We start from the raw sequence: 20,432 nt of genomic DNA, 5'->3' as shown, positions 1-20,432 counted from the left end.
TCCCTGGCGCACTCGGTACCGCCCTCGCACCACACCCCCACAAGGACGTGTCACGGAGGAGCGACATGATGCACCGCGCGAAACTCGCCGTAGCGGCCCTGGCCCTCGCGGCCACCGTCGGCAGTGTGACCAGCGCCGCCGCCCTGGGCCCCGCCGCCGGCCAGCAGGCCGACGGCGTCATCGTGGTCTCGGGCAACACCTGCACCTGGACCGACGCCCGTACCAGCGCCAATCCCCCCAGCGCCCTCACCGTCGACCGCACCAGCATCAACAAGCCCGGCGGAAACCTCGCCTGCAACGGCGGGATCACCGCCACCCTCAACAACAACCCGGCCTTCACGTTCGACGACGCGGCCGCCACCGCCCGGACGGACCTGATCGACATCACCGGGCAGCAGAGCTTCGTCTCCTGCCGCTACAAGGCCTCGAACCTCGTCTGGGACCGCGACGGGACCACCAGGAAGTACGTCAACCGCGCCTTCACCGCCACCAAGGTCTCGGGCAGCTTCCTGTGCCCGGGCTCCGTCACCACGGCGGCCGGGGGCGCCTCCATGCTCTTCCACTGACCGGCCGGCCGGGACACCGCACGGCGCGGCGGTGCCCCGGCCCCCACCGGCGGCCCCGATGGCCCCCGCCGGGTCGCCGGGCCGGATGCGGGGGCCCAGCATGGAAGGAGCTCCGTCCGGGTGAGGAGGCCGGTGATGGCCGATGCGCAGCCCGCCCCGCCGGCCGACGGCCCCGGGGTGGAGCCCCCTGCCGCCGGGCCGGCTCCGTCCCCGCCGGCCGGGACCCCCTCGGCGGGCGGCCTCCTGGACGTCCTCGGAGTGGCCGCGGTGGTGCTGGACGACGAGGGCCGCATCCGCCTGTGGAGCCCGCAGGCCGCCACCCTGTTCGGCTACCCGGCCGAGGAGGCGCTGGGCCGGTTCGCGGCGACGCTGCTGGTGGAGGAGGACGACCGCGACGAGGTCCTCGGCCTGTTCGCGCGGGTGATGGCGGGCGAGGGCGCCTGGGCCGGGTCCTTCCCGATACGGCACCGCGACGGGCACACGGTCGTCGTCGAGTTCCGCAACATGCGGCTCCAGGCCGACCACGGCGGGACGTACGCGCTCGGGCTCGCCTCCGAGCAGGCCACCCTGCGCCGGGTCGAGCGCGACCTGGCGCTCTCCCTGCGGATGGTCGACCAGTCCCCCATCGGGCTGGCCGTGCTCGACGTCGACCTGCGCTACGTCCTGGTCAACCCGGCCCTGGAGCGGATCAACGGGGTGCCGTCCGAACGGCACATCGGCCAGCGGATCGGCGACATACTGCCCTTCCTGGACGCGCCCGCGGTCGAGGCCCGGATGCACGAGGTCATGGAGACCGGCGTGCCGGTCCTGGACAACTTCACCACCGGCCGGATCTCCGAGGACGCGGGCGAGCGCGCCTGGCTGGTGTCGATCTACCGGCTGGAGGACCAGTCCTCCCGGGTGATCGGCGTCGCCGTGTCGGTCGTGGACGTCACCGAGCAGCACCGGGCCGCCGTCTCCGCCGCCCACGCCCGGCGCCGGCTGTCGCTGATCGCGGACGCCTCGGTGCGCATCGGCACCACCCTCGACCTGGACATCACCGCCCGGGAGCTGGCCGACGTCGCCGTCCCCGAGATCGCCGACATCGCCGCCGTCGACGTCCTCGACACCGTGCTGACCGGCGGCCGGCCGGGCGACGGACCGGACGAGGGGGCCGTACGCTTCCGGGCGCTGGCGGTGAAGGCGGGCTACCGCACCCCCGCCGAGGACGCCGCCGACCCCGTCGGGGACGTGTCGCTGTACCGCACCGACCGGCTGGTGACCCGCTGCGCCCGGACCGCCCGGCCCGTCCTCGTACCGCACGTCACGCCGGAGGACCTGCCGCGGATCGCCCGCGACGAGGAGGCCGCCCGGCTGCTGGGCGAGGCGGGGGTCCACTCGTACCTCGCCGTCCCGCTGATCGCCCGCAGCCAGGTGCTGGGCACCCTCGACCTCAAGCGCGCCCGCAACCCCGCGCCGTTCGGCCAGGACGACGTCCTGCTCGCCTCCGAACTGGCCGCCCACGCGGCGGTGTCCATCGACAACGCCCGCTGGTACCAGCGCCAGCGCCACGCCGCCCTCGCCCTCCAGCGCCACCTGCTGCCGCAGCACCCGCCGGACGCCCCCGGACTGGACATCGCCTACCGCTACCAGCCTGCCTGGGCGGCCGACGAGACCGGCGGCGACTGGTTCGACGTCATCCCGCTCACCGGCGACCGGACCGCGCTGGTCGTCGGCGACGTGATGGGCAGCGGCATCAACGCCGCCGCGACCATGGGGCAGCTGCGCGCCACGGCCCGGGCACTGGGCCGTCTCGGCCTCGATCCGGCGACGGTCCTCACCCACCTCGACGCCGCGACCGCCGACCTCGGCGAGGCCATGGCCACCTGCGTCTACGCCGTCTACGACCCGCACTCCCGGCTGTGCCACATCGCCACGGCCGGCCACCTGCCGCCCGTGCACCTGCGCAGCGGGCGCCATCCGAGGCTGCTCCAGCTGACGACGGCCGTGCCCCTGGGCGTCGGCGGGATCCCCTTCCACACCAGCGCCTTCACCCTGGAGGAGGGCGACGAGCTGGTCCTCTACACCGACGGGCTGGTCGAGACCCGCGACCAGGACATCGACACCCGGCTGCTGACCCTGACCGACCTCCTGGCGGGCCCGCACCGCCCGATCGAGGAGACCTGCGACCTCCTGCTGTCCGCCCTGCGCCGCCCCGACACGCACGACGACGTCGCCCTCCTCATCGCCCGCGCCCACGCGTAGGGCGCCTCACGGGTGCGCCGCCCGGACGCGGATGCGGGCCGCGAGGACGGCGACGTCGTCCTCGGCGTGGCGGGCGTCGAGGCCCGCCACGACCGCGTCCGCCGCCTCCGCCGCCCCGGCGCAGGCCGGCAGGCGCAGGGCCGTCAGCCGGGCCAGGGAGGCGTCGATGTCCTCGCCGCGCCGCTCGACCAGCCCGTCGGTGTAGAGGACCAGCGTCTCCTCCTCCGTGAAGGGGTGCGCCACGGACTCGTACCCGCCCAGGCCCGTGCCCAGCGGGGGGCCGACCGGTACGTCCAGCAGCCGGCCGGTGCCGTCGGCGGAGAACACCGCGGGCGGCAGGTGGCCGGCGCTCGCGAAGAGGGCGGTGCCGCGCGCCGGGTCGACGCGGGCGAGCAGGCAGGTGGCGGGGCGGCGGGCCGCGTCGTCGGCGACGAGGGTGTCGAGCTGGCGCAGTACCCGGTGCGGGGCGAGCTCGGTGGCGGCCACCTCGCGCAGCGTGGAGCGGTAGGCGTTCATATCAACGGCGGCCTCCAGGCCGTGGCCCATCACGTCGCCAACCACCAGCAGGGTCCGCCCGAAGTGCAGCCGGACGGTCTCGAACCAGTCGCCGCCGACCAGGGCGCTCGTGCCGACCGGCAGGTAGCGGCCGGCGATCAGCAGGTTCGGGTGGGGCCGGCCGGGGTCGGCGACGAGGGCCCTCTGGAGGTCGAGCGCGATGCGCTCGGTGGCGGCGAGCCGGCGGGCGTGGCGCAGGTGCACGGCCGCGACGCGCGCCGCGAAGTGCACGGCGGCGGCCTCGTGGTCGGTGAAGGCGGCGCCGGCGCGCACCGCGAGGAGGGTCCCGTACGAGGTGCCGTGCCGGGCCAGCGCCGCGCAGAGGCCGTGCACCGGGGCGGCGTGCGGGCCGAGGGTCCAGCTGCGCAGGGGGTGGCCCTCGTCGACCGCGCGGACGGCGGGCCGTCCGGACGGCACCGGTACGGGGGCCCGGAGCAGGCGGACGTCTCCGGCCGCGGCGACGCGCCGGGTGCGGCCCCCGGCGGTCAGGTCGACGGCGGCCGCGTCGCACAGGGTGCCCAGGAGGTGTGCGGCCAGCTCCCGGCAGGTGGCTGCCTCGTCGTCGCCCGTGCCGATCGCCTCCAGCGTCTCGGCCGGCGACGGCGCCCGGTACGGGGCCCGGCCGGCGGGGTGGCCGTCGCGTTCCGACACGTGTCCTCCGCTCCCGTCGCCGGCCGGCGGCCCGGTGCGGGCCGTCGGCCGGGTCCATTCCACCAGGCCGGGCGCGGCGGGCGGGGCAGCGCGCCGGTCGGTCACCTCGGCGGGGTCAGGCGCTCCCGGAGGAAGGTGTGCACGAGTGCCTCGTTGAAGGCGGTCTGCTGGTGGTCGGTGGCTCCGGAGTGGCCGCCGCCGAGGTGTTCGTGGAAGAGGACGGGGTGCCCCGCCTCCCGCAGCCGGGCGGCCATCTTGCGGGCGTGCCCGGGGTGGACGCGGTCGTCGCGGGTGGAGGTGAGCAGGAGCAGCGGCGGGTACGGGGGGCCGTCGGTGCGGATCCGGTGGTAGGGGGAGAGGGCTTCGAGGTGGGGCCGGTCCGCGGGGTCGTCGGGGTCGCCGTACTCGGCCGTCCAGCTGGCCCCGGCGAGGAGCTTGTGGAAGCGGAGCATGTCGAGCAGGGGGACGTGGGCGACGACCGCGCCGAAGAGCCCGGGCTCACGGGTGAGCATGGCGCCCATGAGGAGGCCGCCGTTGCTGCCGCCCTCGATGCCGAGCTGGGCGGGGGTGGTGATGCCCCGGGCGGTGAGGTCGCGGGCGACGGCGGCGAAGTCCTCGTAGGCCCGGACCCGGTTCGCGCCGAGGGCGGCCTGGTGCCAGGCGGGCCCGTACTCGCACCCGCCCCGGATCCCGGCGACGACGTACGTGCCGCCGCGCGCGAGCCAGGCGCGGCCGGTGACGGCGCTGTAGTGGGGGACCATCGAGATCTCGAAGCCGCCGTACCCGTAGAGCAGGGCGGGGCCGGGGCCGGGGCGGTCCTCGGGGCCGATGACGAAGTAGGGCACGCGGGTGCCGTCGGGCGAGGTGGCGAAGTACCGGCTCACGGTGAGGCCGGCGGTGTCGAAGAGGGCGGGGGCCTGCTTGAGGACCTCGCCGCCGGCGGTCCCGGCCTCGCCGCGGTAGAGGGTGGAGGGCTGGAGGTAGCCGGTGACGTCGAGGAGGTACTCGTCGCTCTCGTCCGGGTCGGTGCAGGTCACGGTGGCCGTCGACAGGGGCGGTACGCCGCCCAGGGGCGCCCGGGTCCAGCCGTCGGGTCCGGGGGTGAGGAGTTCCAGGCGGGAGGAGACGTCGGCGCGGGTGCGCAGGATGAGGTGGTTGCGCGTCCAGCTGTGGCCGGCGAGTGCGGTGCGCTCGTCGGGGGTGAACAGGACCTGCGGGCTCCTGTCACCCGCCCGGTAGGCGTCGAAGCCGAAGGCGAGGAGGCTGCCGGCGGGGTGGCCCAGCCACGGCGAACGGGGGTTGACCAGGAGCCACTCGCGGTGGACGTCGGTGACGGCGTCGTCCGGTACGTCGATCTTCTCCGGCGGGGCGGAGGCCTCCTCGGGGAGGAGGAACAGCTCCTGGTTCCAGAAGTCGACGCTGCGGACGGCGAAGTCCCGTTCGAAGCCCGGGGTGTGGTCGCGCCAGCCGGAGGCGGAGAGGTCCGTGGGGCGGCCCTCGTAGACGAGCTCGGCCTCGTGCAGGGGGGTGCCGCGGCGCCAGCGGCGGACCTGGAGGGGGTAGCCGGAGGAGGACAGGGTGCCGGGGCCGAAGTCGGTGCCGATCCAGAGGTGGTCGCGGTCGATCCACCCGACCCGGGTCTTGGCCTCCTCGACGGTGAAGCCGTCCTCGACGAACTCCAGCGTCTCCAGGTCGAACTCGCGCACCACGCAGGCGTCGGCGCCGTCCCGCGAGAGCATGACGAGGGCGTGGCGGTGGCCGGGGGCCAGGACGCTGCTGCCGGCCCAGGCCCACTTCTCGCCCTCGGCCGCGGCGAGCGCGTCCAGGTCGAGGACGGTCTCCCAGGCCGGGTGGTCGGTGCGGTACTCCTCCAGGCCGGTGCGGCGCCAGATGCCGCGCAGGCGGTCGGCGTCCTGCCAGAAGTTGTAGAGGTGGGGGCCGCGCCGGACGACGTAGGGGATCCGGCCGTCGTCGTCGAGGACCTCGCGCACCTCGCGCTCCAGGACCTTGAACGCGGGATCGGCGGTCAGTGCGGCGACCGTCTCCGCGTTGCGCTCCCGCACCCAGGACAGGGCGGCCTCGCCGGTCACGTCCTCCAGCCACAGGTAGGGGTCGTCGGGGGATCCGGGCGCGGGGTGGTGGGGGGCTTCATCACTCATCCGCCGATTGTGCCGGACGCCGCCGGGGAGGACGGCCCGCCGCCCGCCCTTCCCGGGGAGGGTTCAGGCCTGCGCGTGGTGGAGGGCGTCCAGGCGGGCCAGGTCGTCCTCGGTCAGGCGCAGGGCGCCCGCGGCCACGTTGTCGTCGAGGTGGCGGGGGTTGCCGGTGCCGGGGATGGCCAGGACGTGGGGGCCGCGGTGCAGGGTCCAGGCGAGGCGGACCTGTGCGGTACTCGCCCCGTGGGCCCGGGCGACGGCCGCCAGCTCCTCGCTCTCCTCGGGGCCGGCGCCGTGTTCGCCGCCGGCGGCGGCGATCGAGTAGAAGGGCACGAAGGCGATGCCCTGCTCGCCGCAGAAGCGGACGAACGCGTCCTGCCCGACCCCTGTGCCGATGCCGTATCCGTTCTGCACGCAGACGACCGGGGCGACGGCCCGGGCCTGCGCGAGCTGCTCGGGGGTGACGTTGGAGACGCCGAGGTGGCGGATGAGCCCGGCGTCGCGGAGTTCGGCGAGCGCGCCGAAGCGCTCGGCGACGGAGTCGGTGCCGACGACGCGCAGGTTGACCAGGTCGAGGTGGTCGCGGCCGAGCTGGCGGAGGTTCTCCTCGACCTGGCCGCGCAGCTCGCGCGGGGTGCGGGCGTGTTCGGCCCACTCCCCGGAGGCGTCACGGCGGGGGCCGACCTTGGTGGCGATGACCAGGTCGTCGGGGTAGCGGCCGCCCAGCGCGCTGTTGATCAGCTCGTTGGCGGAGCGCAGCGGGGAGAAGTAGAAGGCGGCGGTGTCGATGTGGTTGACGCCGAGTTCGAGGGCGCGGCGCAGCACCGCCGTCGCCCGCGCGCGGTCACCGGGCACGGAGTCGGCCTGGAGGGCGGGGCCGTCCTGGGGTATGCGCATCGCCCCGAAGCCGATGCGGTGGACCGTCATGTCCCCCAGGGTCCAGGTGCCCGAGGCGGCCGCGGTGATCGTTTCTGTGGTCATCCGGGGATGATCTCCTGCTCGCCGGTCCGCGCACCAGCGATTTCGCGGAACAGGGACGGGTAGACAGTGTCTACTACCGGCTGGTAGACACGGGCCATGGAGTCGTCTGAGGAGTCGGGGGCCCCGCTGCGCGCGAGGCTCGTCGACGTCGGGGTGGAGCTGGTGCTGGCCGAGGGGACCGGTGCGCTCGGGCTGCGGGAGATCGCCCGGCGGGCCGGGGTCTCGCACGGCGCGCCGCGGCGGTACTTCCCCACGCACCAGTCCCTGCTGTCGGCCATCGCCCGGCGCGGGTTCGAGGACCTCGCCGCCCGGTTCGTCCTCGCCCTCGCGCCCTTGTCGCATCCTCGGGAGCAGGTCCGGGCCCTGGGGCTGGCGTACACGGGCTACGCGCTGGAGCGGCGCGGCATGTTCGAGCTGATGTTCCGCCACGACCTGCTGGACGGCACCGGCCGGGAAGCGGCGGCGGCCGGACCCCGGCTGCGGGAGTCGACGCGGCCCCTGTTCGACCTGCTGACGGCGCTCGTCTCCCGGTGCGGCGCCGCGGAGCCCGCGATCACGGCCGCCGCCCTGTGGGCCAACCTGCACGGGGTCGCGCAGCTGTGGGCCTGGGGCAGTCTGCCGCTGGCCCTGGGGGACGGTCCCGGCCCGGTGGACGTCGAGCGCCTGGTGGGGGCGGCCCTCGACGCCCATCTCCCCGAGGGGCCGCAGTGAGGCGGCGGCTCGCGCTGGCGGCGAGCGTCGCCGGGGCCATGCTCGTCGCCCTGGACGGCACGGTGCTGGCGGTGGTGCAGCCCTCGCTGCGCCGGGAGCTCGGCGTGGGCGTGGCCGAGGTGCAGTGGACCAGCACCGCCTACCTCCTCGCCGTCGCCGCCTTCCTGGTCGTCGCCGGGCGCCTCGGGGACCGGTACGGGCACACCCGGCTGCTGCTCGTCGGCGTACTCGGCTTCGCCGCTGCCTCGGCGGGCATCGCGCTGGCGCCCGGGGTCGGCTGGGTGATCGGCCTGCGCGCCGTCCAGGGGCTGTTCGGGGCGCTGTTGCAGCCCGCCACCCTCGCCCTGCTGCGGCTGACGCATCCACCGGAGCTGCTGGCACGGGCGGTGGCGGTGCGGACCGCGGCCATCGGGGTGGCCGCGGCGGCGGGGCCGCTGCTGGGCGGGGTGCTGGTGGCGCAGCTGGGCTGGCGGATGGTGTTCGTGCTGAACGTCCCGGCCGCCGCGGTCATCGCCGCGCTCGCGTCGGCCGTACGGGTCCCCCCGCCCGAGCGGTCGGGGCCCGCACGGCTGGGCATCGCCGGTCCCGCGCTGCTCGCGGCCGCACTGGCGGTGGCGGTGTACGCGCTGGCCGGCGTACCGGCCCGGGGGTGGACGGCGCCGCGGACGCTGCTGGGGTTCGGGGTGGCGGCGGGGCTCGGGGTGGTGTTCGTGCGGGGCGAGCGGCGGGCGCGGCAGCCACTGGTGCCGGCGGCGGTGGCCCGGTCGCGGGCGGTGACCGCCTCGATGGCGCTGCTGCTCGCGGTCTCCGCCGGGATGTTCGGGGCACTGTTCACCGCGACGTTCCTGCTCCAGGACGTGAAGGGGCTCGGGCCGCTGGAGACGGGGGTGCGGGTGCTGCCGCTGACCGCGCTGATGGTCGCCGGGGCCCCGGTGGCCGTGAAGGCGCTGCGCCGGTACGGGGCCCGGCGGACGGCGCTCACCGGGACGGGCCTGGTGGTGCTCGGCATCGCGGGTCTGGACGCGGGCGGCGGGGCGGCCTTCGGGGTGCTCGGGGCGGGTTTCGCGGCGGTGATGGTGACGGCCACCGGCACCGTGGTGGGCGATGCGCCGCCGGGGTACGCGGGTGTGGTGGGCGGGCTGAAGCAGACGGCGATGAACGTGGGGCCGACGCTGGGGGTCGCGGTCGCTGCGGGCGCCGGGGCGGCCAGGTCCGCGCAGGCCGGCCGGCCCTTGGGGGTGCTGGCGGCACTGGCGGCGCTGGGCCTGGCGGCGGCGTGGCTGCTGCCGGGTCGGGCGGACGGGGCGCGGCGGGGCGTTCCGTCGCCCGGGCCGGGCGGTGCCCGGATGGGCCGGGCGGCCCGGCTCCGGGGGCGGCGCGGGGTGCCACCCGGGGCGGAGCGCACGGGAACAGGGGGTGTGCGGGGTGCCCGGGTCGGGGCCCGGCTCCGGAGCGGGGTGCCGCCCGGGGCGGAGCGCACGGGAACGGGCGGTGTGCGGGGTGTCCGGGTGGGCCGGGCGGGCCGGCTCCGGGGCGGGGTGCCGCCCGGGGCGGAGCGCACGGGAACGGAGGGCGGGTAGGGCACGGCTCCGCGGAGCGTGCCCCGGCCCGGCACGGGGGCCGGGCCGGGGGCGGTGGGGTCAGGGGGCGGGGGCCGGACGGGCGGGGAGGGGTGGTGCGGGGCGGCCGGTGAGGGTGATCTCCGCGGCGCTGGTCCAGGGGCCGCGGCCGCCCGCCTCGGTCAGGGCCCGTAGCCGCAGGTAGCGGCCCGTGCGGGGGGCGAGGGGGACGGTTTTGGCGGCGGCGGTGTCGGCGAAGGTGCCGGTGGCGGCCGGGGTGCCCCAGTCGCCGGCGGTGTCGGAGACGTAGACCTCGTAGCCGCCGATCCGGCCGTTGACGCCGCCGTCCTGGCGGGGCAGGTAGCCGAGGCCGTCGACGGTGTAGCGGGCGCCGAGGTCGATCCGGATCTCGTGCGGCAGGGCGGCCGGCTTGTTGGAGGACCAGGCGGTGTGCCAGAGGGTGGCGGGGTCGCCGTCGAAGGCGTTGACCGCGGCGCCGTTCTCGGCGGCCGTTTCCTGGCTGTCGGCGGAGACCAGGGTCCAGGCGGACGGGGAGATGGGGGACGAGCCGGCCGGGACCGGGTCGGCGGCGGGGAGCGTGGTGCCGGTGGCCGTGACGGTGAAGGCGGACGTCTTCTGGCCGGTCTTGATCCAGAGGGTGCCGCCCCGGTCGGCCGGGTCGAAGAACCAGCCGGTGGTCGCCGCGTCGTAGGCGGCCTTGCCCGCCAGGCGGGTCAGGGCGGCGCCGTCCGCGGTGAGGGCGGTGGGCGCGGTGGCCACGTGGAGGGTGAGCTCGTAGCCGCGGGCGGCCTGCTGTCCGGCGTAACCGCCGGCGGGGGCGCCGACGGAGACGGTGACCGTGCCGGAGCCGCTCGCCGGGGCGGTGACGTCGACGCGCTGGCGGGCGTAGGCGCCGGAGGCGTAGGCGCGGGTGCGGCCGTCGTCCTCGTAGAGGCTGAAGGAGGACGTGCCGCGCGGGTGGATGTCGTAGGTGAGGGTGGAGAGGGGCTTCTCCCCCGTGTAGTTCATCTGCGGCCACATCGGCACGACGGCACCGCCCTTGACGAACAGGGGCAGGGTGTCGAGGGGGGCCCGGTAGCCGTTGAGCCAGCCGGGCCCGGCGTACGTCGCGCCCGTCCAGTAGTCCGTCCAGGTGCCGGCGGGCAGGTAGATGCCGTCGCGGACGGAGGTGTCGGAGACGACGGGCGCGACGAGGAAGGAGTCCCCGGCCATGAACTGGCCGCTGGTGAGGTTCCCCCGGGCCACCGGGTCGTCGGGGTACTCCAGGACCATGGCGCGCGTGCTGGGGACGCCGGTGTCGTGGGCGACGCGGCTCATCGTGTACAGGTACGGCATCAGCCGCATCCTGAGCTGGAGGTACTTGCGGTTGATGGAGAGGTACGGTTCGGCGAAGCGCCAGGGCTGCTTGTCCTGGTAGCCGGCCGACGGGTTGACGGCGCCCCACCCCGACATGGTCATGAAGGCGGGGGTGAAGGCCTTCCACTGGAGGTCGCGGGCGTACGTCTTGGGGCTGCCGCCGAAGATTCCGTCGACGTCCCCGGAGGCGTAGTTGAGGCCGGAGAGGCCGGCTCCGGCGATGGCGGGGACGTGCCAGCGCATGTCGTCCCAGGTGCCGTAGGTGTCCCCGGTCCAGACGACGGCGTTGCGCTGGGTGCCGGCCCAGCCGTCGACGGTCCAGACGTAGCGGCGGGCGTCGGAGTTCTTCTCGATGCCGTCGACGGCCTGCTGGACGCCCTGGAAGGCGGTCTTGTAGCCGCCGCCGATCCAGGCCACGTCGGTCTTGACCCCGCGCGTGCCGGCCGTGCCCACCTCGTCGGCGATGGAGCCGAGGCCCGTGGAGGTCCACAGGCCGGTCTGGAAGCCCTTCGCCTTGAGGGCGTCGACCGTGGACTTCAGGGGCGCGGTGTAGCCGCAGCCGTAGCCGTCGTTGGGCAGGAACCAGCCCGAGGGCATGTCGGCGGCGCGGGCGTCGGCGGCGTAGCCGACCACGTCCGGGGTGGTCTGGTGGCGCAGGCGGTCGTGGTCGCCCTGGTAGGCGGGGTTGGAGGCGTTGAAGCAGTCGGCGTTGCCGAGTTCCATGCCCCACATCGGCGCCAGGAAGGGTTTGCCGCTGACGTCGGTGTACGCGTCGAGGACGGACTTGAGGGAGTCGCCCGTGAAGTACCAGGCGTCGAAGCGGTTCTCGTCGTGGGTGAGGGTGGTGGGGGCGCCGAAGGCGTACGAGCCGGGGGCCCAGGTGTTGCGCATGACGCCGTAGTCGTTGGTGGACATGTAGAAGGGGGCGGGGCTCGCGTTGTCGTTCTCCCGCCACCTGTTGTCGACGGCCACGGGCACGGTCTTCCCCCGCAGCGCCCATTCGCCCAGGCGCAGGCCGGTGCCGTAGAACTGCTCGTCGGCGCCGCGGGCCAGGGTCTGCGTGGTCTTGCCGCCGCCCCATTTCGTGGGCTGGGTCTCCTGCCAGAGGAGGGTGGAGTCGTCCGCGCGGTAGACGGAGAACATCAGGGGCGACTTGTTGACCCGGATGGAGAGGGATCCGGTGGTGATCCGGTAGTACGTGCCCGCGTCCGCGTACCGGGCGGCCACCGGGCCGAAGTCGGTGGTGGGGGCGAGGTCGGAGCCCGCCGGGTCGTCGGTGAAGGAGCCGTCCGGCGAGAGCCGGAGCCGGAAGATGTCGGCGCGGGCGACGGTCACCCGGGCCTTGGCGCCGCTGGTGGTGGTCACGGTGAAGGTGCCGCCCGACTGGGACAGGGAGGTGGCCGAGCCGGCGGTGGCGGACGGGGCCGCCGGGGCGGCGGCCGCCCGGGCGGTGGCCGGGCTGGCGGCCGCGAGGCCCGCGACGGCGAGGGTTGCGGCGAGGAGGGCCGCGAGGCGGCTGCGGCTCGGGGTCCGGGGGTGCGGGGGGTGGTGCCGGGTGCGGGGGCGCTCGTGCCTCGTGGTCGGTCTCGTCGTGCTCGGCGGAGGCGTCTGACTCATGGGGCAGCTCCTCGTGCGGTCCGGAAGGCGGACAACCGCTTTGGCATGCACCCGGAAAGATAGCGACCCCGGCGGAGTTGGTGAAGGAAATTGCTCGAAATGATGCGCGTGCACGCAGCTTCGAGCAGTTCCGGTGCGGCGGGCGCCCTGTCCGGGAATCGGCGTTTGCCCCTCCCCCGGACAGGGCATCGCCCGCGGCCGGTCAGCCGGCGGTGACGCGGATCTTGGACTGGCCGTGGCCGAGGGTCTCCCAGTCGTCCATGAACCGGGCCTTCAGCCCGTGCCGGGCCGCGAGGTCGACGAGGGTCTGGGTGCGGTAGTAGAAGTCCTCCCGCAGCACCTGGTGTTCGGCGCCCTCGGTGCGGTCGAAGGTGAAGTCGAACCAGCCGCCGGGCGCGAGCACCCGCTCCACGTGGGCGAGGCACTCGTCGATGATCCCGATCGGCGAGTGGGAGAACACGCTGTGCGCGTGGACCACGTCGAAGTGCCGGTCGGGCAGGAAGTCCAGGGTGAGGTCCTGGGTGATCGTGAGGTAGGGCAGCTTGTCCTGGAGCCCCCGCCCGGCCAGGGTCCGCTTGGCCGCTATGAGGATGTCCGGCGAGATGTCGATGCCGTAGTAGTGGCCCGCGTCGAGGTGTTCGATGAACCGCCAGCCCGCGCGGAGGTTGCCGCAGCCGATGTCGAGCATGCGGTGGCGCGGGGCGAGGCCGTGGCCCGCGAGGTAGTCGAACTGCATCTTGCCCAGGGCCAGCCAGCGGTCGTGCGTCCGGCTGCCGACGGCGGCCTCCGGGTCGCGGCCGGTGTCGGAGGCCATGACGGCGCGGTAGTAGCCGACGTGGTCGGGGTGCTTGAAGCGCAGCCAGCCGTCGCGGGCGGCGCGGCGTACGTACGGGGCGATGCGGGTCGGGTTGCCCAGTGCGTAGCGGACCTTGTGGCCGAGGCTGGCGCGGTCGGCGGTGAGGTTCTTCTTGGTGGCCATGAGGGTTCCCCCCTGGGGTGCTCGGCCGTACGGTGCGTGCGGCTCGTGGGGTGTGCGGGGTGCGGTCCGTCCGGCGGTCAGGCGGTGCGGCGGCGCAGGACGAGCAGGGTCAGGGCCACGAGTGCGGCGGCGGCCCCGAGGTAGAGCGCGGAGTCGATCCACTGGAAGGCCCAGAAGTCGCCGCTGGGGTAGACCTTGTGGTAGCGGGCGACGAATCCGTGCTCCGCCATGCAGCGGCGGAGTTCCTCGCCGGAGGCCTGGCAGACGGTGTCGATGGAGTGCTCGCGGCCGTCGGGCGTGAGGTAGCCGAACCGGCCCGTGGACCAGCCGCTGCCGATCGGCCGCTTGGGGGTGGTGCCGGGGGTGATCCGGGTCTCCGGGTCGATCCAGCTCCGGCGGAAGTACGTCGTGAACACCATGGCCGTGCCGATGGCCGCGAGCGCCGCGCCCATGGCGGGCAGCACCCGGGGGATCAGCAGGCCCGCCAGGGTCCCGGCGGCGAGGCCGAACAGCGCGCAGGCGACGGGGGCCGGGCCGGTGGCGTTGTAGACGGGGGCGTCGTGCCAGTACAGGCCGTCGAGGGTGTTGGCGATGGGCAGCCACCACCAGGCGACGAGGGCGGCGACGACCACCGAGGCGAGCGCGGCGCACAGCGCGGCGAGGCCGAAGCGCGCCGCGAACCAGCGGCGGGGGCCGACGCCCTGGGTCAGGGCCAGTTCGAAGGTGCCGGTCTCCAGTTCGCGGCCGATGAGCGGGGCTCCCCAGAACACGCCGATGAGGGCGGGCAGGAGGAGGCCGGCGGTGCCCAGGACGCGGATCGCGGTGGTGTTCCCCTCCAGGATCTGGAAGGTGGCGAGGCTCTCGCAGCCGCCGTTCCAGCCCGGGCAGGGCGTCCAGCCGTACTGGTCGATCAGCCTCGTCATCTCGGAGCGCCGGTAGGCGACCCAGGCCGTGACGGCCGCCAGCAGGGCGGCGCCGGTGAGGATCACCGTCCGCTGCTGGCGCCAGGCCAGCCAGATCACGCCCTTCATGCGGCGGCCTCCTTCGCGGGGGCGTCGGCCTCGGACTTCGGGGTGCGCAGGTGTGCGAGCAACAGGGTTTCCAGGGAGGGGGTTTCGGCGATCCAGTGCCCGTCGGCGCCCGCGGGCACCGCAGCACCTCCGGAGGCGGGGGCCGGGCCGGCGGGGGCGTTGCGGACGAGGACGGTGACCTGCCGGCCGCCGACGGCGCAGTGCACGACGGCGCTCCGGTCGAACGCGCGGGGCAGGCCGTCGCGCTCCATCGGGTCGGCGCGGCCGGTGAGCCGGGTGTGCGTCTCGCACAGCTCCTGGACGTCGCCGGCCAGCCGGACGGCCCCGCCCTTGAGGAGCACGACGTGGTCGCAGACGTCCTCCAGCTCGGCGAGCACGTGCGTGGACATCACGATGCCCGTACCGCGCTCGGCCGCCTCGGCCATCAGCAGGCCCATGACCTCGTGACGGGCGAGCGGGTCGAGGTCGGCGAGCGGCTCGTCGAGGAGCAGCAGGTCGGCGCGCTTGCCGAGGACCAGGGCCAGGGCCACCCGGGTGCGGCTGCCGCCGGAGAGCGAGCCGATCCGCGCGGTGAGGGGGACGTCCCCACTGCGCACGAGGCGTTCGGCGGCGGCCGCGTCCCACCGTCCGGGGTTGAGCTCACGGCCGAGGCGGAGGGTCTCGGCGACGGTGAAGCGGGCGTGGAGCGGTTTCTCCTGGGCGAGGAAGGCGGTGCGGCGGCGTGCCTCGGCGGTGCCGGGGGCGTGGCCGAAGACCCGCAGGTACCCACTGGTGGGGCGGAGCAGGCCGGCCGCGAGCTGGAGCAGGGTGCTCTTGCCGGCGCCGTTGGGGCCGACCAGCGCGGTGACCCGGCCCGGGGGCAGCTCGACGTCGCAGGCCTTCAGGGCCCGCCGGCCGGGGAACTCCCGCCCGAGTCCGGCCGCGCGCAGGGCGGGGGCGGACGCGGGCGTCGCTCCCGGTAGGTGGTCCGGGGCGTGCTGGGGATCGCTCACGCCGTGTCCTCTCTCGACGGTCCGGGCCCGGGCCCGGAGGGGTTGAAGCTTTCGTCCACGACGGCCGCGATGAGCGCCGTGATGTCCTCGCGGCCCAGGCCGGCCCCGCGGGCCCGGACCATCCAGTCGGCGAGCGCGGTGCGCAGCGGCGAGTCCGCCGCCGTCTGGGGGTGGGAGAGCGAGCGCCGCACGAACGTGCCCGCGCCGGGGCGGGGTTCGACGAGGCCCTCGCGCTCCAGTTCCCGGTACGCCTTGAGGACGGTGTTGGGGTTGATCGCGGTGGCCGCGACCACCTCGCGGGCCGTCGGCAGGCGGTCGCCCGGCTCCAGCACGCCGAGGCGCAGGGCCTGTTTGACCTGGTTGACGAGTTGCAGATAGGTGGCGACGCCGCTGCGCCGGTCCACGCGGAACTCCATGTTCCCCTTCCTGCACTATTCCACTAACGTGTTAGTGGAATAGTGCAGAGGATATGAGTGATCGTCAAACCCGGTGACGGCGGACGGCGGTGGCGGACGGCTGCGGAGTATGACCGAACGGTCACAGCCCGCCGGGCACGGAACGCGGCGGCCGGGTCGGCCATCTAGATGATCAGCGGGCCGGTGGCGCCCGCGCCGACGTGACGGCGAGACCGGCGGAGCCGGGTGCGAACAGCAAGGTGGGCGTGGATGAAGGCGGAAACGGTGGCGGACGGCGACGGATCGGGCGACACCCTCGCCCTGACCGGGCGCGAACGGGCCGCTGCCCTGGCCGGGCGCGAACGGGCCGACACCGACGGGCGGGAGCCGGCGGGAGCGGAAGCGGGGCCGGACACCGGTTCCGAGGGGGAGCGGACCGCCACCGGCGGCGACCGGAAGCCCGCGGCGTCGACCGCCGGCCCGGACGAGGACACGGCCGCCGCACGGAAGCCCCGGGACGCCCCGGGCTCCGACACCGCCTCCGGCAAGGACCGCACCCCACGGGCCGAGCCCGGCTCGACGCGCACCGACGCCCTCGGCGGGCACGCCCCGGGCGAGCCCCGGCCCGCGGACGCGGCGCAGGACCCCCGGGCCGCCCGGTCCGGCACCCCGGGCGACCCGGAAGCCACCGACTCGGCCCCGGGGGAGACCTCCACCCGGCCGGGCCCGGCCGGCACCTCCACTCGGGGCCGGGCCGACCGTGAAGCACCCGCCGCGGACCGGGCCCGGACGCACACCCGGGCGGAGGCCGACGGGCCCACCCGGGCCGACACCCGCGACCCCGAAACCCCGGCCGGGTCGGAGCCGGGCGACGCGGACGCCTCCGCCGGGGCGCACACCGCCGCGGAGACGGGCCCGCGCGACGGCGGAGCCCCCCGCGCGCCCGAACCCGCCGGCGCGGACCCCGCCGGGGCCCCCTCCCCCGCCGAGGGGGACGCCGACCGGGCCGACGCCCCCGGCCGGGACGTGGCCGACGGGCGCGCCCCGGCCGAGGACGGCCTCCGTCGCACGCAGGACGGCACCTCCCGCCAGGAAACTCCGGACGAGCCGGAACCCGCCGGCGCGGATGCCACCGGCGCGGATGCCTCCGACGCGGCGCCGGCACCCCGTACCGCCCGGGCCGGCGGCCCCGGGAACGCCACCGCGGGCGCGGGCGCCGCCGCAGAGGACGACTCCGCCACCGTGCGGCCCGACGCCCACGGCGGGAAGAGCCCCGCCGAGGACGGTCGGCGGGGCACGGACCCCGGCGACGCCCCGGGCCCGCGGCGGGCCGGCCGGGCCGACGCCGGGCAGCCGGACGCCCCCACCTCCCCTGCCGCCGGCGCGGGCGCCGCGCCCGCGCGCCGGCCCTCCTGGGCGCAGCGGGACGACCGTCCCGAGGCCGGCGGGACGCCGGCCCGCATCGCCGCCGACCCCCGCACGTCCCCCTGGGGACGGCCCGCGGACGGCGACGCCGCGCAGAATCGTTCCGGCGAGGGTGGGTCGACCGCCGCCACCGGCACGGCCGGAACCAAGCCGGCTGCCGCCGGCGGGGACGCGGCCGAGCGGCGCCCCTCCTGGGCGAAGAGCGGCGACGAGCCGCAGGGTGAGGACGCGGCCACGGCCGCCGAGCAGGCCCCGGACGACGCCGGTCCGTCCGGCGCACCCGCTTCCGGGGAGGAGCCCGAGGAGGACGGGACGGACGCGGGGTCCGGGGACCAGCCGACGGCCGAGGTCCCCCTCCCGGCTGCCACGGCCGGGGCGGACGCGCCTGCGGCGTCCGGCCGGCCGGGGGCCGGTACCGGCGGCCGGAAGCCGACCGCCGACGCGACGCGCGCCCGGCGGGAGCCGAAGGGCGCCGCCAAGACCACCCGCGCGGCAACGGCAGCGGCGCCGCCTCACGACCCCGAGCGCACCAGCGAGTTCGTCGCGCTCAAGGACCCCGATGCCGTCGGGCCGAAGCCCACGCCCGCCCCGGCCCGCACCCCCGCACCGCCGGTCCTCGAACCCACCCGCGAGAGCCCGCGCCCGCCCCTGGACCTGCTCGCCGAGCTCACCAACACCGCTCCCCCGCCGGAGACCCCGCGCCGCACCCTCACGCGCCGCGCCAAGGTGTGGACACCGATCGTGCTGCTGCTCGGCGCCGCCGTCGCAGGGGGCCAGATGCTGCGCCCGCTGCCGGCCCCTCAGCTCGTCGTCGCACAGGACTCGCTCACCCTGGACGGCACGCTGTCCATCCCCTGGCCGGCCAAGGGCCAGGGCGCCGTCCGCATCATGGGCTCCGGCGACGTCGCCACCTTCGGCGAGCAGAAGCCGACGCCGACGGCCAGCGTGGCGAAGGCGATGACGGCGTACGTCATCCTCAAGAACCACCCGCTGCGCAAGGACGAACAGGGGCCCCAGATCGAGATCGACGCGCAGGCGGCCGCCGAGAGCGCCTCCGAAGACGAGTCTCGGATCAGGTACCTCAAAGCCGGGCAGAACTTCAGCCAGCGGGAAATGCTCGAGATGGTGATGCTGCCGTCCGCGAACAACATCGCCCGCCTGCTGGCCCGTTGGGACGGCGGAAGCGGCGGCGAGGCCGCCTTCGTCGCGAAGATGAACGCGGCCGCCCGGGAACTCGGCATGCGGGACACCACGTACACCGATCCCAGCGGCCTGAACGCCACCACCGTCAGCACCGCCGTCGACCAGCTCAAGCTCGCCGAGGCGGCGATGCAGGACGAGATGTTCCGCACGGTCGTGGCGACGAAGACCAAGACGATCAAGGGAGTGGTCGAGCAGCTCGAAAACAGCAACAAGCTGCTCGGGGACAAGAGCCTGGGTAACAAGGGCATCAAGACGGGATCCAGCACCGCCGCCGGCGGCACCCTGGTGTGGGCCGCGGACAAGCAGATCGGCGACGAGACCCCGCTGATCCTCGGCGCGCTGATGGAACAGCGCGTGGACGGACCGGATCCGCAGGCCCTGCGCAGTCTGGACCTGGTGCTCGACAACACCCGCACGATCAACGCGGCCGTCCGCAAGGCCCTCGCCGCCACCCCCGTGATCCACAAGGGCCAGACGGTCGGCCACGTCTCCGACGGCTTCGGCGGCCGGACCCCGCTCGTGGCGACGAAGGACCTCTCGGTGATCGGCGTCCCGGGCCAGCGGCTGCGGCTCGCGCTCGGCACGGCCGGCGGGAAGCCCGTTCCGCACGAGGCCAAGGCGGGCGCGGAGGTGGGCGTGCTGACCGTGGGCGACGGCCCGGGCGCGAAGACCGTCCCCGTGGCGGTGGGCGCGAAGCTCACGGAGCCCTCGTTCGGCACCCGGGTCACCCGTCTCTCCTGACGCCCTAGCGAGATCCGGCCCGTGTACCCGCGCGGGCCGGTCCGCGGTAGCGGAACGCTATGCTCCGCACCTGTGGACGATCACGAGATAGACCTGCGCCCGGACGTCCCCGCCACGGGCGAAGTCCTGCGTTTCAGAGGCAGACCGGAGAAGAGCGAGATCCGCGAAGCGCTCAAGGCGGCGGGGGTGTTCCGGCGCGTGCGGCTGCCCGCCGCCGCCGGGGCGCTCGTCATCCCGCTGCTGGGGGTGCGCATCACCCCCGACGGCGGCTCGGTGGACTTCGGCCTCGTGGCCGTGGCCGCCGTGTACGCGGCGGTGTTCGGCGTGCTGGCGCCCCGTCGGATCCTCTCCCGTGCGCTCAAGGCCGACGGGGCCCGGGAGGAGAAGGAGTGCGTCGTCGACGGCAGCGGCATCGTGGTCCTCCGCGCCGGGGCCGAGCAGGCGCGCGTGTCCTGGGAGCAGCTCCTGCGGTACCACGAGACGCCCGACATCTTTGCCGTGGTGAGCAGGAGCGGCTTCAAGACCTGCTTCTTCATCCTGCCCAAGCGGCTGATGACCTCCCCGGGCCAGGTCGAACTGGTCGGCGCCCTGCTCGACTCGCGGTTGCGGCGCGCCTGAGGAGCGCGCCTACGGGTTCGCGATGACCAGCAGCGTGCGGGCCGGGCCGGCGCCGGCGGGCAGGCCGCAGCGGTGGGGGGCGTCGCCGCGGTGGTGGGCGCTCTGGCCCGCGCGGAGGGTCAGGGGGGTCTCGCCGCGGACCTCCAGGACGATCTCGCCCTCCAGGACGTACAGGAAGTCCTCGCCCGGGTGCTCGAACCAGCCGCGCTCGCCCCGCCCCGGCTCGAAGTGGTGCTCGTACGCCTCCATCAGGCCGCTGCGGCCGCCCGGGATGAGGACCCGGGCCACCTGGCCCGCCGCCTCCGAGACCCGGATGACCTGCGGGTCGCTCTCGTGGCTGATCACGCCCGGGCGGACCGGGGGGCGCAGGAAGGTGCCGGGGGCGACGTCCAGGGCCTCGGCGATGCGGTAGATCGAGCTGAGGCTGGGCGTGGCCAGGCCGCGCTCCAGCTGGCTGAGGAAGGGCTGCGAGAGTCCGGAGCGGGTGGCCAGGACGGCCATGGAGACGCGGCGCGCCGTACGGCAGTCGCGGATGGCCTGGCCCACCTCGACGGCTTCGGGCGTGGGTTCGGATCGGGGTCGGGACACGCTGGTGAACGTACCCCATCGGTTTCGGGCGCCCGGGCGGGCG

15 protein-coding genes are annotated in these 20,432 nt (G+C 75.5%); 6 read left to right on the top strand and 9 right to left on the bottom strand.

The window, feature by feature from the left end; all coding sequences use genetic code 11:
* Positions 1–65: 65 nt before the first annotated feature.
* Both AB0469_RS09105 and AB0469_RS09100 read left to right on the top strand, forming a co-directional pair.
* Entirely contained in the window at positions 66–566 is a 501-nt protein-coding gene (locus tag AB0469_RS09105) for a hypothetical protein (RefSeq protein ID WP_366450677.1), read from the top strand.
* A gap of 135 nt (positions 567–701) precedes the next feature.
* Positions 702–2,810 carry a SpoIIE family protein phosphatase gene (locus tag AB0469_RS09100; protein WP_366450676.1) on the top strand — a complete coding sequence of 703 codons (2,109 nt, stop codon included), beginning with the start codon at positions 702–704 and terminating at the stop codon, positions 2,808–2,810.
* A 6-nt stretch (positions 2,811–2,816) separates the two neighbouring features.
* On the opposite strand, the gene AB0469_RS09095 is transcribed toward AB0469_RS09100, so the two are convergent.
* From AB0469_RS09095 to AB0469_RS09085, 3 genes are all read right to left on the bottom strand, one after another.
* Positions 2,817–4,016, bottom strand: a complete 1,200-nt coding sequence (locus AB0469_RS09095) for a PP2C family protein-serine/threonine phosphatase (protein ID WP_366450675.1) — start codon at positions 4,014–4,016, stop codon at positions 2,817–2,819.
* A 101-nt stretch (positions 4,017–4,117) separates the two neighbouring features.
* Positions 4,118–6,175, bottom strand: a complete 2,058-nt coding sequence (locus AB0469_RS09090) for a prolyl oligopeptidase family serine peptidase (RefSeq protein WP_366450674.1) — start codon at positions 6,173–6,175, stop codon at positions 4,118–4,120.
* A 63-nt stretch (positions 6,176–6,238) separates the two neighbouring features.
* Positions 6,239–7,153 carry an aldo/keto reductase gene (locus tag AB0469_RS09085; RefSeq protein ID WP_366450673.1) on the bottom strand — a complete coding sequence of 305 codons (915 nt, stop codon included), beginning with the start codon at positions 7,151–7,153 and terminating at the stop codon, positions 6,239–6,241.
* Positions 7,154–7,249: 96 nt separating this feature from the next.
* Between AB0469_RS09085 and AB0469_RS09080 the strand changes: the two genes are divergently transcribed.
* Positions 7,250–7,864, top strand: a complete 615-nt coding sequence (locus tag AB0469_RS09080; protein ID WP_366450672.1) for a TetR/AcrR family transcriptional regulator — start codon at positions 7,250–7,252, stop codon at positions 7,862–7,864.
* Entirely contained in the window at positions 7,861–9,444 is a 1,584-nt protein-coding gene (locus tag AB0469_RS09075) for an MFS transporter (protein WP_366450671.1), read from the top strand. Before AB0469_RS09080 ends, AB0469_RS09075 begins: the two co-directional genes overlap by 4 nt.
* A gap of 60 nt (positions 9,445–9,504) precedes the next feature.
* On the opposite strand, the gene AB0469_RS09070 is transcribed toward AB0469_RS09075, so the two are convergent.
* The 5 genes from AB0469_RS09070 to AB0469_RS09050 all read right to left on the bottom strand — a co-directional run bounded on the left by AB0469_RS09070 (position 9,505) and on the right by AB0469_RS09050 (position 15,835).
* Complete coding sequence (locus AB0469_RS09070) at positions 9,505–12,417, bottom strand: TIM-barrel domain-containing protein (RefSeq protein ID WP_366450670.1); 2,913 nt, start codon at positions 12,415–12,417, stop codon at positions 9,505–9,507.
* Positions 12,418–12,619: 202 nt separating this feature from the next.
* A complete protein-coding gene (locus tag AB0469_RS09065; RefSeq protein ID WP_366450669.1) occupies positions 12,620–13,396 on the bottom strand; it encodes a class I SAM-dependent methyltransferase in 777 nt (258 codons plus the stop codon).
* 77 nt (positions 13,397–13,473) lie between these two features.
* Positions 13,474–14,427: a transporter gene (locus AB0469_RS09060; RefSeq protein ID WP_366450668.1), complete on the bottom strand. Its 954-nt coding sequence runs from the start codon at positions 14,425–14,427 to the stop codon at positions 13,474–13,476.
* Positions 14,424–15,419 (bottom strand): ABC transporter ATP-binding protein, encoded by a 996-nt coding sequence (locus AB0469_RS09055; protein ID WP_366450667.1) that lies wholly within the window; start codon positions 15,417–15,419, stop codon positions 14,424–14,426. The genes AB0469_RS09060 and AB0469_RS09055 overlap by 4 nt, the downstream gene beginning before the upstream one ends.
* The gene (locus tag AB0469_RS09050; protein WP_366450666.1) at positions 15,416–15,835 is read right to left on the bottom strand and encodes a GntR family transcriptional regulator; all 420 of its coding nucleotides are present in this window, start codon (positions 15,833–15,835) and stop codon (positions 15,416–15,418) included. Before AB0469_RS09050 ends, AB0469_RS09055 begins: the two co-directional genes overlap by 4 nt.
* Positions 15,836–16,084: 249 nt before the next feature.
* Between AB0469_RS09050 and AB0469_RS09045 the strand changes: the two genes are divergently transcribed.
* Positions 16,085–19,183: a serine hydrolase gene (locus AB0469_RS09045; protein WP_366450665.1), complete on the top strand. Its 3,099-nt coding sequence runs from the start codon at positions 16,085–16,087 to the stop codon at positions 19,181–19,183.
* Between the two features lie 72 nt (positions 19,184–19,255).
* On the top strand, positions 19,256–19,801 hold the full coding sequence (locus tag AB0469_RS09040) for a YcxB family protein (protein ID WP_366450664.1): 546 nt from the start codon (positions 19,256–19,258) through the stop codon (positions 19,799–19,801).
* 9 nt (positions 19,802–19,810) lie between these two features.
* Here the strand turns inward: AB0469_RS09040 and AB0469_RS09035 are convergent, their stop codons facing one another.
* Positions 19,811–20,389 (bottom strand): XRE family transcriptional regulator, encoded by a 579-nt coding sequence (locus AB0469_RS09035; protein ID WP_366450663.1) that lies wholly within the window; start codon positions 20,387–20,389, stop codon positions 19,811–19,813.
* Positions 20,390–20,432: the final 43 nt, after the last annotated feature.

Source organism: Streptomyces sp. NPDC093801, from assembly GCF_040701585.1.
Taxonomy (GTDB): domain Bacteria; phylum Actinomycetota; class Actinomycetes; order Streptomycetales; family Streptomycetaceae; genus Streptomyces.
The sequence above is the reverse complement of the archived record's forward strand: the minus strand, read 5'-3'. Positions and strand labels throughout refer to the sequence as shown.

What these genes read in the sequence shown, in the direction of transcription:
- AB0469_RS09050 (WP_366450666.1), bottom strand. Translation starts at nt 15,835, where the DNA reads ATGGAGTTCCGCGTGGACCGGCGCAGCGGCGTCGCCACCTATCTGCAA.
- AB0469_RS09065 (WP_366450669.1), bottom strand. Translation starts at nt 13,396, where the DNA reads ATGGCCACCAAGAAGAACCTCACCGCCGACCGCGCCAGCCTCGGCCAC.
- AB0469_RS09090 (WP_366450674.1), bottom strand. Translation starts at nt 6,175, where the DNA reads ATGAGTGATGAAGCCCCCCACCACCCCGCGCCCGGATCCCCCGACGAC.
- AB0469_RS09105 (WP_366450677.1), top strand. Translation starts at nt 66, where the DNA reads ATGATGCACCGCGCGAAACTCGCCGTAGCGGCCCTGGCCCTCGCGGCC.
- AB0469_RS09060 (WP_366450668.1), bottom strand. Translation starts at nt 14,427, where the DNA reads ATGAAGGGCGTGATCTGGCTGGCCTGGCGCCAGCAGCGGACGGTGATC.
- AB0469_RS09085 (WP_366450673.1), bottom strand. Translation starts at nt 7,153, where the DNA reads ATGACCACAGAAACGATCACCGCGGCCGCCTCGGGCACCTGGACCCTG.
- AB0469_RS09080 (WP_366450672.1), top strand. Translation starts at nt 7,250, where the DNA reads ATGGAGTCGTCTGAGGAGTCGGGGGCCCCGCTGCGCGCGAGGCTCGTC.
- AB0469_RS09045 (WP_366450665.1), top strand. Translation starts at nt 16,085, where the DNA reads ATGAAGGCGGAAACGGTGGCGGACGGCGACGGATCGGGCGACACCCTC.
- AB0469_RS09100 (WP_366450676.1), top strand. Translation starts at nt 702, where the DNA reads ATGGCCGATGCGCAGCCCGCCCCGCCGGCCGACGGCCCCGGGGTGGAG.
- AB0469_RS09070 (WP_366450670.1), bottom strand. Translation starts at nt 12,417, where the DNA reads ATGAGTCAGACGCCTCCGCCGAGCACGACGAGACCGACCACGAGGCAC.